This window comes from Thermodesulfobacterium sp. TA1 (genome assembly GCF_008630935.1).
Classification (GTDB): Bacteria; Desulfobacterota; Thermodesulfobacteria; order Thermodesulfobacteriales; family Thermodesulfobacteriaceae; genus Thermodesulfobacterium.
In genome coordinates this window covers 1,204,777-1,216,420 of the sequence record NZ_CP043908.1, presented here as the reverse complement: position 1 = coordinate 1,216,420, position 11,644 = coordinate 1,204,777, and the positions used below count along the sequence as shown (strand labels likewise).

Here is an 11,644-nt window from a genome sequence, read left to right as displayed (position 1 = left end):
GGGGGTAAAAATGCCTAATTTAAGAGATATTAGAAAAAAGATAGATGCGGTAAAGAAGATAGGTCAGATTACCAAGGCCATGAATATGGTGGCCTCTGCTAAGCTTCGTTCTATCCAAAGGAGATTGGAAGGTTTTAGACCTTACAAAAACAAATTTGAAGAAGTTATCGGTAATCTTATTAGTTCTGGCGGTATAAATCCCCAGAAGATAGAATTACTTCAGGTAAGAGAGGTAAAGAAGGTTGGTATTATTTTAGTTTCTGCAGATAGAGGCCTTTGTGGTGCTTTTAACTCTATGTTAATAAAAGAAACAGAAAAGGCTATATCTAAGTTTAAAAAAGAGGGAAAAGAGGTAGAGTTAATTTGTGTAGGTAGAAAGGGTGCTAGTTATTTTGCTAAAAGAGCAACTATTAAAGAAGCTTATACAGATGTGATGGGTAAGGTTCTTATCCAAGATGCTAGAAAGATAGCTCGTTCAGCGATGAGAGCCTACTTAAACGGAGAATGGGATGAAGTTTATATTGTGTATGGTTATTTTGTAAACCTTATAAAACAAATTCCTAAGGTAGAAAAACTTTTGCCTTTAAGCTTTGAACCTAAAGAAACAGAAGAACCTAAGAAAATGACTTATTCTTATATTTATGAACCTGAAGAGGAAGAACTTTTACCTGAAATCTTACCTCTTTATGTAAACACCGTTGTGTTTGCTGCTATGCTTGAGACAGCTGTTAGTGAACAGGCAGCTCGTATGACTGCTATGGATAATGCTAACAGGGCTTGTGGAGATATGGTGAGACAGTTAACCCTGCTTTTCAACAAAACAAGGCAAGCCTCTATTACTAAAGAATTGATGGATATAGTTGGTGGTGCTGAAGCTATCAAAAAAGGTTAACAAATATTAAAAGCTTTTAGGAGGTTAAAGTATGGCTGACAAAGTAATGGGAAAGATAGTTCAGGTTATGGGTCCAGTTGTAGACGTTGAGTTCCCTCCGGGACAGGTTCCTAAACTGCTTGATGCGTTAAAGGTGACCAATCCAGCTATAGATGATAGAGAGTGGAACTTAGTTTTAGAGGTAGCTCAACAGTTAGGAGATAATGTAGTACGTTGTATCGCTATGGATACTACAGACGGATTGAGAAGAGGTCAAGATGTTTGGGCAACAGGGGAGCCTATTAAAGTACCTGTAGGTAAGGCGACCCTTGGAAGAATTATGAATGTGGTAGGAGAGCCTGTGGATGAGGCTGGTCCGATTAATGCTGATAAATATTATCCTATCCACAGACCAGCTCCGGCTTTAACTGAACAGGATGTTACCATCAAGGTCTTAGAAACAGGGGTTAAGGTTTTTGACCTTCTTATTCCCTTTCCTCGTGGTGGAAAGATGGGAACCTTTGGTGGAGCAGGGGTAGGCAAGACCGTCGTTATGATGGAAATGATCCATAACATTGCCATGGAGCATGGTGGTATTTCTGTTTTCTGTGGAGTTGGAGAGAGGACCCGTGAAGGTAATGACCTTTACTTAGAGATGAAACACTCTGGGGTTATTGATAAAGCGGCGCTGGTCTATGGTCAGATGAACGAACCTCCAGGAGCTCGTGCAAGAGTTGGTCTTACTGGAGTTACTGTAGCTGAGTATTTTAGAGATGAAGAAGGTCAGGACGTGCTTTTATTCATAGACAACATCTTCCGTTTTACTCAGGCAGGTTCTGAGGTTTCTGCTATTCTTGGAAGAATTCCTTCTGCGGTGGGTTATCAACCTACTTTGGCTACAGACTTGGGTGCTTTACAAGAAAGAATTACCTCTACCAGTAAAGGTTCTATTACGTCTGTGCAGTGTGTTTATGTGCCTGCAGACGACTTGACAGACCCAGCTCCAGCTACTACCTTTGCTCACCTTGACGGTACAGTGGTTTTATCCAGACAGATTGCAGAGCTTGGTATTTATCCTGCCGTTGACCCGTTGGATTCTCAATCTCGTATTCTTGACCCCAACGTTTTAGGTTGGGAACATTATACCGTTGCTCGTCAGGTGCAACAGGTATTACAGAGATATAAAGACCTTCAGGATATTATCGCCATTCTTGGTGTAGAGGAACTTTCTGAAGAAGACAAGATCATCGTTGCCCGTGCAAGAAAGATCCAAAGGTTCCTTTCTCAGCCCTTCCATGTAGCTGAACAGTTTACAGGTACTCCTGGAAGGTATGTAAAACTTGAAGATACCATCAGAGGATTTAAAGAAATCTTAGAAGGAAAACATGACGACTTGCCAGAACAGGCTTTTTACATGGTTGGAACCATAGAAGAGGCAGTAGAAAAAGGTAAGAAGTTATTGGAGGGCTAACGGAGGGATAAATGGCTAAGATTTTACTTGAAATAATAACCCCAGATAGGGTAGTAGTAAGTGAAGAGGTAGACATAGTTACTGCCCCAGGAGTTGCTGGAGAATTTGGCGTTTTAGCCAACCACGCTCCTATGGTGGCAGCGGTTAAGATCGGTCCTCTTCGCTACCGTGTTGGAGATAAAGAGGAGTGGGTGGCTATAAGCGGAGGTTTTTGCGAGGTATTTCAGAACAAAATAACTTTTTTAGTAGAATCAGCAGAAAAAGCTTATGAAATAGACGTAGAAAGGGCTTTAAAAGCAAAAGAAAGGGCAGAAAAGAGAATACAACAGTATATGGCCCAAGCAGAAAAGATAGATTATGCAAGGGCAAGGGCTGCCCTCCAGAGGGCTTTAACCAGGCTTTTAGTCGCAGAAAAAGGAAAAACTGGCGTTCCAAGATAAAATTTAGTTAAAACATTTTGAGGTCCCTGAAATTTTTCAGGGACCTCAAATTTTTTTTAAAGTTGCAAAAGTCAAAAATTCGTCGTTTAATTTTTTCACTTCGAAAGTCTTATAATTTAGAGATTTTACAAAAGTTAAGCCTAACTATTTGTGAATACATAGAAAATTTACTTTTTTATCAACAGACTGAAAAAATAGTCTATTATTATCCAAAAAACGGAGAGGTTTCTCTGGTCTTTTTGATGGGAAAAGATTTAATAAATAAAAAAGTTTATTTACCCAAAACTTGGGTTCAAGAAAAAAATTTAACCTTTCATCAAATCTATAGTTTTTCTGACTTGAGACCAGGTCCCTTTGGTTTATTAGAGCCACCGGTTGAACATCCTAAGATAGAGTTAGAGAAAATAGAGTTAATTTTTGTTCCTGGGGTAGCCTTTGATTTAACCGGAGGGAGGATAGGTTATGGTGGAGGTTTTTATGATCGGGTTTTATCTAAAGTAAAAGGATTAAAGATAGGGGTAGCCTTTTCTTTTCAGATATTTGATAAACTTCCTTTAGAAATTCATGACTGTAAAGTAGATATTTTGGTTACAGAAAAGGGGGTAATTCGATGCAAGATTTAAAAGAACTTTTAAAAAAAAATTACGAAAATATATTAACCAAACTACAAAAGGCTTGTTTAAAGGTTGGTAGACCGTTAGATGAAGTTAGAGTATTGGCTGCCTCTAAAGGTCAGAGTATAGAAAAAATAAGAACAGCTTATGAACTTGGAATTAAGCTTTTTGGGGAAAACTATGTTCAGGAAGGTGAGGCTAAAATAAAAGAACTTTCATCCTTAGAGATAGAGTGGCATTTTATAGGAAGACTTCAGACCAACAAAGTTAAAAAGGCTTTAGGTCTTTTTTCGGTTTTACACACCTTAGATCGTTATGAATTGGCGAAAGAACTACAAAAACAAGCTGATAAACTAAACAAGGTAGTCCCTGTGTTAATCGAAATAAACATAGGAAAAGAACCAACCAAAGCTGGGATTAAGAAAGAAGAAGTGGAAGAATTTTTAGAAAAGATTTTAGGATTTAAACGAATAAAAATCATTGGCCTTATGTGCTTGCCTCCTTATAAAGAAAAGCTCGAAGAAGTAAGACCGTATTTCATAGAGATGAGAAAAATTTTTGATAGTTTAAAACCTTATTTAGGGGAAGATTTTAAAGAGCTTTCTATGGGCACAAGCCATGATTATCCTGTAGCCATAGAAGAAGGTGCAACCATCATCAGAATAGGAGAAGCTCTCTTTGGTAAGAGAGAATGTAAATTGTAAAAGAATCTTTTTTCCTGAAAGAAATTCTATTTTGTTTATTCTTATCAGTGGTTTTATCTTAGGTCTTTTTTTAGGTTTTTTGGGGATTCCGTGGTTTGTAGCCCTGGCAGGGATAATCTTTTATTTAATCTTTACTTATATCATTTATCAAGAAAGAAATTGTTTAAAAGTAGTAGTTTTTGGGGTGGTTTTTTTTCTATCTTTGATTTTTAGCCAAACCTTTTGGGAACCTCGGTTTGATAAGTCTTTACAGACAAAAGAATTAGAGAGCTACGTGGTTATAGAAAAAGTAGAACCTTATTTTGAGGGTTATTTGGTTGAGGCCTATCATTCAGAAAAAGGAAAAATAATTTTTAAAACCGACGGGTTAGTTTTTGTTCCTGGAGATGAATGCCTTTTGTGGTTAAAACCTAAAGTTTTAAAGGAATACCTACTTCCCTTTTCTTTAGAAAAAGGTTTACGTCTAAAAACTAAAGGGTATGAAGAAGAATTATCTTTGGTAAAAGAAAAAGGCTGGGTTTGTAGGTCTTCGGAAAGTTTTAGCTGGGAAAGGTTTAGGTTTAAACTTTTTGAGTTTTCAGAAAGGCTTAATCCAACGGCAAAGGGTCTTTTTCAGGCTTTGGTTTTAGGGGTAGAAACCAATCTTCCAGAAGAATTTAAGGAAAGGTTAAAAGATCAAGGACTTTATCATCTTTTAGCCATCTCAGGTTTTAACTTAGCGGTAATGTTTGGATTAGTTTATAATTTGAGTTTTTGGTTGCTTCGTTTAACTCCGGTATTCAGGTGGGAATATCCTTTACAAAACTTAGCCTGTTTTACCGCCCTTCCAGCAGCCTTTGTTATTGTCGTTTTTTCAGGATTTTGTCCCTCAGCCTACCGAGCTTTTGTTTTTTTGGTGATTTATGTACTATCTCGTTTATTTTTTAGAGGGACCTCTGGATTGATGGTCCTTTTTCTTACGGCAGGTTTAATCCTTCTTTTTCAACCTTATCTGATAGGTAACCTCTCTTTTCAACTTTCCTTTCTTGCAACCTTAGGTCTTATTTTAGGAGATAGATTTTATAAATTTTATTTATTTTCATATATAACCGCTTCATCTTATGAGAATAGATGGTATTATAAAATTTTAATTTGGATAGTCTATTCTTCTTTTATTTCTGGGGTAGTAAGTGTATTGCTTATGCCTTTTATTTTTTCTATCAGTGGAAAATTTCCTGTAGGAACGGTTTTAAACAACTTATTGGCAGGTGGTTTTTGGAGTTTGGTTTTTATTCCTGGGTGTATTTTGACGGCTTTTATTTCTTTTGTTTTTCCAGAAATCGCTGTAAATCTCGGAAATTTAATAGGTAAAATTTTTGATTTATATACTTATCTACCTTTCTGGGAAGGATTTTTTACTTTAAGTCTGCCTTTAAACCTTTTTTGTTGTTTATGGTTTATTTTTATCATTTTAGGAGTTATTGTTTGGAAATTAAACTCTAAAAAGGTTTTTTTTAGCTGTTTAATCTTCTTTTTCTCAACATTAGGTTTAGTTTATTTTTTGTTTAAAAACATAAACTATTTTGTGGTTTTAGACGTAGGTAGAGCCAATGCGATGATTTTTAAGGCTAAAGACAAATATCTTATGGTAGATACTGGTCCTAATTTTACTGTAAACGGTAGTTTCAACTGGACAAAGTTTTATTTAGAGCCTACTTTAAGAAAACTCGGGGTATCATTGATAGAAATTTTGATAGTTTCTCATCCTGACCTTGACCACAGCGGAGGCTTTAACACTCTTAAAAAAGATTTTTTAATAAAAAAAGCGATAACCGGAAGATTTACGCAAGAAGACTGGCAAAAGGTAAACCTTATTTATCCTTTAGAGGAAATATCGGTTCCTCAGGGTTTTAAAATAGGAGATACAGAGGTTTATCTTTTTCCTGGAGAGGAGTCATATGAGGACCTAAACCGAGAAAGTTTGGTAGTAGTTGTGGAACATAAAGGGTTTACGGTGTTTTGTCCTGGAGACATAGACGTAGAAAGGTTTTATAGATTAAAAGAAGAAGGTGAACTTTTCCCGGTTGAGGTTCTTGTTTCTCCTCATCATGGTTCTAAAAAGGGTATAAATCAGGAGATTTTGACTTGGTTAAAGCCTAAAGTAGTTTTAACTTCAGGGAGAGGGCCTTATCATCCCCATCCAGAGTTTAAATCTTTGCTTGAGAAACAAGAGATCCCCCATTTTTCTACTTCTGAAGAAGGTACCCTTTATGTTTTTCCAAAAGATGATTATTTTATAATATGTTTAGAAAAAACAAGGAGAAAAGATTTTGGGCTTAGGCTGTTTTTTCCTTTGGTGCCTTATTATGTGGTTACTCAATCTTGTAAAACCTTTGATTATCATAAAAGTTGGGAGATAATTAATCCATAGGATGGTATTATGTTATCAAAAGAGTATGAGACCTTTGAACATGGAGCAGACATAGGAATAAGAGGTTATGGTAAAACTTTAGAAGAGGCGTTTTCAAACTTATTAAAAGCCCTTTTTAGTTTAATAGGGGAAGAGGTTGATTTCGAAAGGGTTAAGGCCCAGCAAAAGATTGAGATAAAATTAGCATCAGATTTTTTAGACGAGTTAGTAGTGATTTTTATCAATAAAGTGTTAAGCTTGTTTGCTTTAGAAAATATCTTTTTTAAAGAATTTAAGGGAAAAATTGAGGAAACCGAACAGGGAGTAAGGTTAGATGGAGTCCTTTTAGGAGAGGATTATTCTCCAGATAGGTTTGGTTGTGGTGTAGAGGTAAAAGGAGCTACCTTTACTTTGGCGAAGGTAGAAAAAAAAGATGACCTTTGGATAGCTCAATGTGTGGTAGATGTATGATACCACGATAAAATTTTTTAAAAAAGGAATAACTTTATGGGGAAAGTAATCATCGTAGGAAGACCTAATGTGGGAAAATCTACACTTTTTAACACCCTTATCAGGGAAAAAAAGGCTATAGTTGAAAGAACCCCCGGGGTAACCAGAGATATAATAGAAGGTTATCTTGAATTAGAGGAAGGAAAAGGGGTAAAGTTGATGGATACTGGAGGGATAGAATGGGGAGAAAAAAGATTTTTTAGTGAGGTTATCCGAAATTTGGTAGATAAAGCTTTAGAAGAGGCTGATTTGGTGCTTTTTGTGGTGGATGCTAAACAAGGGTTAACCGAGGGAGATAAAGTTATCGCAGAATATTTAAGAAAAAAAGATAAAAAAGTTTTATTGGTTATAAACAAGGTAGAGGCAAAGGAGGATAAGGAAAGAACTCTTGAATTTTATGCTCTTGGTTTTCCTGAGATAATTTCAATCTCAGCCAAAAACAATAAAAATATAAACGAATTAAAAGGGTTGATAAAGAAAAGAGTAGAAGTCTTAGAAGAACATTTACTTCAAGAGGAGCCCTTAAAAATAGCAGTGCTTGGAAGACCTAATGTAGGAAAAAGCACGCTTATTAATCGGCTTTTAGGATATGAAAGGATGATAGTATCTGAAATACCTGGTACTACCAGAGATTGTGTAGACGTGCTATTAAAGTTACCTACAGGAGAAAATGTCTTATTGATAGATACTCCAGGGATAAGAAGAAGGACTAAAGTGGAAGAAAGGGCTGAAAAGTTTAGTGTAGATAAAGCTTTAACTACCCTTGAAAGAGCTGATGTGGTGTTGATGGTTGTTACTGCAGAGGAAGGTATCACCAATCAAGACCAGAGGTTATTAAGACAGGTATACAAACATTACAAAGCTTGTATTCTTTTGGTGAATAAATGGGATCTTTTTGACGGTAAGAGAGAGGCTGGAAATCTACTTTTGGAAAATGTAAAACATGGAGTAAGGTTTATGCCCTGGTTGCCTATTCTTACTGTTTCAGCGAAAACAGGAAGAAGGGTTAAAGAAATTTGGGGCGTCTTAAAAGAGGTGATGGACCAATATAACTTGCGAGTAAATACAGCTTTAGTTAATAAACTTTTAGAAGATTTAAAGGAAAATCATAATTTTTCGGTAAAAGGAAAAAGGCTCAAGTTTTACTATGCTACCCAGACAGAGGTAAGGCCTCCAACCTTTGTGGTTTTTGTTAATCTTTACCCAGAAGAATTACCTAAAAGTATAGAAAAGTTTATTAGAAATAGCTTTCAAAAACATCTTAATTTTGATAAAGTTCCTATCAAGGTGGTTTTTAGACTAAGGAGTTGATTCGGTTGTAGTAATGGGTTGGATTTGAGAGTTTTGTTGAGCAGGCTGGTAATGGATTACTAAACTGATTCTTCTATTCCTTGGGTCAGATGGGTTATCTTTGATTAAAGGAAGGTTGTCTGCATATCCTACTACTTCTTTTATCTTTTCTGGTGGAACACCGTTTTTTTCTAATTCTAACATGGCTGAAAGGGCTCTGGCAGTAGAAAGCTCCCAGTTGCCTACTTTCCCCCTTCTTGAGGGTACAGCATCTGTATGTCCCTCAAGACTTATAGTCCCAGGGACATCTTTTAGTTCTTGGGCTAAGGTTTTAAGTATTTCTTTAGCTGAGGTAGTTAACTCTGCGCTTCCGCTTTGGAACAAGGGTTGATTAGTAAGCTCTACTATTTCTATGCGGATGATTTTTTCTTTTTCTGAAATTTCTTGAGTTTCTATCAAGATGTGTTCTTTAAGAGATTTTAGCCTGGTTTCTACTATTTTTTTTTATTTTTTCTTCTTCTTTTTTTAGGTCAAACTTAGCCTCAGGCATAATTCCGCTTTGTTCGCTTTTAAGGGTTCCTTTTCGATAATACTCCATCAACATACTTACTCCAGCCTTTTCAAAGATATTGAATTTCCTAAAATAGGCTGCCACTTGGGCTTTTTGTTTAGGTTCCATGATGCTCACCAACCACATCAAAAGGAAAAAGGTCATCATACCTGCTAAAAAGTCAGCATAAGCGATTTTCCAAGACCCTCCGTGATGGCCTCCTACTATTTTTTTTACCTTTTTGATGATGATGGGAGGGGTGGTCATGACTTATTTTTTACCTTTCATAAGGTTTTCAAGTTCTTCAAAAGAAGGCCTCATATGAGGAGGAATGGTCCTTCTGGCGAATTCAACCGCTATTTGAGGAGCTCCACCTCCTATAAAATAAACGATAGCAGTTTTAATAACATTAAGGTATTCCTTTTCTTGATTACAAAAAAACTCTAATTTTTGAACAAGCGGGGTTAAAAATCCATAACAGGTTAAGATACCGATAAAAGTACCGGCAAGGGCGATAGAAAGATGATGACCTAAAACCTCAGGAGGTTCATCTATTTTTCCCATCGTTAAAATTATACCTAAAACCGCAGCTACCAAACCTAACCCTGGCATAGAATCCGCAAGTTTCTCGAGACGATGTACCGGCTCTAAGTTTTCATGATGGATGATTTCTATTTCGTTTTCTAAAAGTGCTTCAAGCTCAAAGTGGGTGATGTTGGTGGTTAGGATAGACCTAAAGGTATTTCTGATAAAGTCTAAGGCATGATGATTAGCAAGCACCGTAGGGTAGGATGAAAATATTTTGCTTGCCTCTGGATTTTCTATGTCTTGTTCTATAGAAATCAACCCTTCTTTTTTAATTTTTCTAAAAATATCGTTTAAAAGAAGGAGTAAGTCCACGAAGTCTTGTTTTCCGTAAATTTGAGGTTTAGTGAGACCTTTAATAGAGTACTGGATAACGCCTTTTAAGGCAGATTGGGTTGAGGCTGCAAGTAAAGCTCCTGCTGCTGCCCCAAAGATGATAAGCCATTCTACAGGTTGGATAAGCACCGAAAAATTTCCATGTTCTAAGGCGTAACCACCAAAAACGCAAACGATAACTACTATAAAACCTACAATAGAGGGCATTTAGAGCTCCTTCATCTCTCGGATGATTTCTCTTTCCTTTTGCAGGATAAAAAAACTTAATTTATCTTTAATATCTTTGGGCATGTTTATGAACTCAACGGCTACTTCGTATTTTTCTTCCTTAGGGTTGCACCTTACCACCTTACCATAAAGATAAAACCCTACAGGTTGATAAATGTCTAAAACCGTTTTTATTTCTACAAAATCCCCGATTTCAAAAGGTTCTTTAGTAAGAAACCTTATACCTTTTTCACTTAGGTTTACCTTTTGATAAGGTAGTTCGTTAAAACCCTCTTTTTCTCTGGACATAAGGTTGATAAGATAGTCGAGCTTAGCATTTATAAGTCTTAACCAAGAGTTAAGAGCTTCGTCTATGGTGTCCTTGATAGGAATATAAGAAAATATAGTAGTATCTCCTACTACATGAGCTACTTTATTTTCTATTTCAGACGGTTCAATTTTAGTAACCTTTAAAGGTACAACTACATCAATTCTTACCGCTTCCCTTTCCATAATACCTCTTTAGGATTTTATAAAATAAATCGGAAATATTTAAAAAAACTTAAAATCAAAGTTTAATGTTTCAAATTTTTCTATTTTTGGAATTATATAATTAATTTTTAGGGTTGACAAGACAAAAAAATTAGTATAATAGTTTATTAAAAATTCAAAAATAAATTTTTAGGAGGTGACCTTATGCATCATCAAATTTATGTAGTGGGGCACAAAAAACCTGATACTGATTCTGTGGCTTCTGCTATAGTTTTTGCCTATCTTTTGAACGCCTGGAAAAAAGCAGGCTGTAAAATTATTAAAGTAGAAAAAGAAGCCGTGCCTGTGATCCAAGGAGAACCCAACGCAGAAACTAAGTTTGTTTTAGAAAAGTTTGGAGTAGCTGTGCCTGAAATTATGACAGACGGTGAGGGAAAGACCATTGCTTTAGTCGATCATTCTGACAAGGTTCAGAGTGTTGATAACATAGACAAGGCTGAAATCGTAGCAGTAGTAGACCACCACAAGATTGGAGATGTAACCACTCCTAATCCAATCTTTTTTGTTAACTTCCCTGTAGGTTGCACGGCTACTGTTTTGAAGTTCCTTTTTGATAAAACAGGAATAGAAATACCTAAAGAGATTGCTGGTCTCATGTTAGCCGCTATCTTAAGTGACACCGTAGTTTTCAAATCTGCTACTACCACCGAAGCAGATAAAGAGGCAGCCGAAGCTTTGGCTAAGATTGCTGGTATAGACGACATCGTAAACTTTGGAGTAGAAGTAAAATCTAAACTTTCCGATGTTTCTGGTATGTCTGCTAAAGACATCATCATGAGGGACTTTAAAGATTACAACATGAGCGGTAAAAAGGTAGGTGTAGGTCAGATTGAATTGATAGACCTTAAAACCGTAGAAAGTAGATTTGATGAAATTTACGATGAGCTTAACAAAATTAAAGTAGAAGGTTCTTACCATTCTGTAGTGTTGATGTTAACCGACATCATGAAAGAAGGTACTGAATTGATGGTAATTACTGACGAACCTAAGATCGTAGAGATTACTTTTGGTAAAAAATTAGAAGGTAAAAGCGTTTGGTTACCAGGGGTTATGAGCAGAAAGAAAGAGGTAGTTCCTCCTTTAGAAAAAACTTTTACTAACCTCTAAGAAATAAAAAGGGGAGGG

At 36.2% G+C, this 11,644-nt stretch carries 13 protein-coding genes; 9 read left to right on the top strand and 4 right to left on the bottom strand.

Annotation, left to right across the window (positions count from 1 at the left end; translation table 11 throughout):
• Positions 1-10 precede the first annotated feature (10 nt).
• The 8 genes from atpG to der all read left to right on the top strand — a co-directional run bounded on the left by atpG (position 11) and on the right by der (position 8,310).
• Positions 11-892 (top strand): ATP synthase F1 subunit gamma, encoded by an 882-nt coding sequence (gene atpG / locus F1847_RS06225; RefSeq protein WP_150072215.1) that lies wholly within the window; start codon positions 11-13, stop codon positions 890-892.
• A gap of 31 nt (positions 893-923) precedes the next feature.
• Positions 924-2,342 (top strand): F0F1 ATP synthase subunit beta, encoded by a 1,419-nt coding sequence (gene atpD / locus F1847_RS06220; protein ID WP_150072214.1) that lies wholly within the window; start codon positions 924-926, stop codon positions 2,340-2,342.
• Positions 2,343-2,353: 11 nt separating this feature from the next.
• Positions 2,354-2,782: a F0F1 ATP synthase subunit epsilon gene (locus F1847_RS06215; protein ID WP_150072213.1), complete on the top strand. Its 429-nt coding sequence runs from the start codon at positions 2,354-2,356 to the stop codon at positions 2,780-2,782.
• Positions 2,783-2,844: 62 nt separating this feature from the next.
• On the top strand, positions 2,845-3,405 hold the full coding sequence (locus tag F1847_RS06210) for a 5-formyltetrahydrofolate cyclo-ligase (protein WP_168194284.1): 561 nt from the start codon (positions 2,845-2,847) through the stop codon (positions 3,403-3,405).
• Complete coding sequence (locus F1847_RS06205) at positions 3,393-4,100, top strand: YggS family pyridoxal phosphate-dependent enzyme (protein ID WP_150072211.1); 708 nt, start codon at positions 3,393-3,395, stop codon at positions 4,098-4,100. The genes F1847_RS06210 and F1847_RS06205 overlap by 13 nt, the downstream gene beginning before the upstream one ends.
• On the top strand, positions 4,075-6,510 hold the full coding sequence (locus F1847_RS06200) for a ComEC/Rec2 family competence protein (protein WP_150072210.1): 2,436 nt from the start codon (positions 4,075-4,077) through the stop codon (positions 6,508-6,510). Before F1847_RS06205 ends, F1847_RS06200 begins: the two co-directional genes overlap by 26 nt.
• Before the next feature lie 9 nt (positions 6,511-6,519).
• Entirely contained in the window at positions 6,520-6,960 is a 441-nt protein-coding gene (locus F1847_RS06195; protein WP_150072209.1) for an archease, read from the top strand.
• 36 nt (positions 6,961-6,996) lie between these two features.
• Positions 6,997-8,310 carry a ribosome biogenesis GTPase Der gene (der, locus tag F1847_RS06190; RefSeq protein WP_150072208.1) on the top strand — a complete coding sequence of 438 codons (1,314 nt, stop codon included), beginning with the start codon at positions 6,997-6,999 and terminating at the stop codon, positions 8,308-8,310.
• On the opposite strand, the gene F1847_RS06185 is transcribed toward der, so the two are convergent.
• The 4 genes from F1847_RS06185 to F1847_RS06170 are packed head-to-tail and all read right to left on the bottom strand — an operon-like array spanning position 8,299 to position 10,480.
• The gene (locus F1847_RS06185) at positions 8,299-8,748 is read right to left on the bottom strand and encodes an OmpA family protein (RefSeq protein WP_168194283.1); all 450 of its coding nucleotides are present in this window, start codon (positions 8,746-8,748) and stop codon (positions 8,299-8,301) included. The genes der and F1847_RS06185 overlap by 12 nt on opposite strands.
• Before the next feature lie 10 nt (positions 8,749-8,758).
• Complete coding sequence (locus F1847_RS06180) at positions 8,759-9,106, bottom strand: flagellar motor protein MotB (protein WP_150072206.1); 348 nt, start codon at positions 9,104-9,106, stop codon at positions 8,759-8,761.
• Positions 9,107-9,109: 3 nt separating this feature from the next.
• Complete coding sequence (gene motA / locus F1847_RS06175; RefSeq protein ID WP_150072205.1) at positions 9,110-9,967, bottom strand: flagellar motor stator protein MotA; 858 nt, start codon at positions 9,965-9,967, stop codon at positions 9,110-9,112.
• Positions 9,968-10,480: a PilZ domain-containing protein gene (locus F1847_RS06170; protein WP_150072204.1), complete on the bottom strand. Its 513-nt coding sequence runs from the start codon at positions 10,478-10,480 to the stop codon at positions 9,968-9,970.
• A gap of 183 nt (positions 10,481-10,663) precedes the next feature.
• Between F1847_RS06170 and F1847_RS06165 the strand changes: the two genes are divergently transcribed.
• Complete coding sequence (locus F1847_RS06165) at positions 10,664-11,626, top strand: manganese-dependent inorganic pyrophosphatase (protein WP_150072203.1); 963 nt, start codon at positions 10,664-10,666, stop codon at positions 11,624-11,626.
• Positions 11,627-11,644: the final 18 nt, after the last annotated feature.

Excerpts from the sequence above, each read along its gene's own strand:
- atpG (WP_150072215.1), top strand. The coding sequence starts at position 11 with ATGCCTAATTTAAGAGATATTAGAAAAAAGATAGATGCGGTAAAGAAG.
- atpD (WP_150072214.1), top strand. The coding sequence starts at position 924 with ATGGCTGACAAAGTAATGGGAAAGATAGTTCAGGTTATGGGTCCAGTT.
- F1847_RS06215 (WP_150072213.1), top strand. The coding sequence starts at position 2,354 with ATGGCTAAGATTTTACTTGAAATAATAACCCCAGATAGGGTAGTAGTA.
- F1847_RS06205 (WP_150072211.1), top strand. The coding sequence starts at position 3,393 with ATGCAAGATTTAAAAGAACTTTTAAAAAAAAATTACGAAAATATATTA.
- F1847_RS06195 (WP_150072209.1), top strand. The coding sequence starts at position 6,520 with ATGTTATCAAAAGAGTATGAGACCTTTGAACATGGAGCAGACATAGGA.
- der (WP_150072208.1), top strand. The coding sequence starts at position 6,997 with ATGGGGAAAGTAATCATCGTAGGAAGACCTAATGTGGGAAAATCTACA.
- F1847_RS06180 (WP_150072206.1), bottom strand. The coding sequence starts at position 9,106 with ATGACCACCCCTCCCATCATCATCAAAAAGGTAAAAAAAATAGTAGGA.
- motA (WP_150072205.1), bottom strand. The coding sequence starts at position 9,967 with ATGCCCTCTATTGTAGGTTTTATAGTAGTTATCGTTTGCGTTTTTGGT.
- F1847_RS06170 (WP_150072204.1), bottom strand. The coding sequence starts at position 10,480 with ATGGAAAGGGAAGCGGTAAGAATTGATGTAGTTGTACCTTTAAAGGTT.
- F1847_RS06165 (WP_150072203.1), top strand. The coding sequence starts at position 10,664 with ATGCATCATCAAATTTATGTAGTGGGGCACAAAAAACCTGATACTGAT.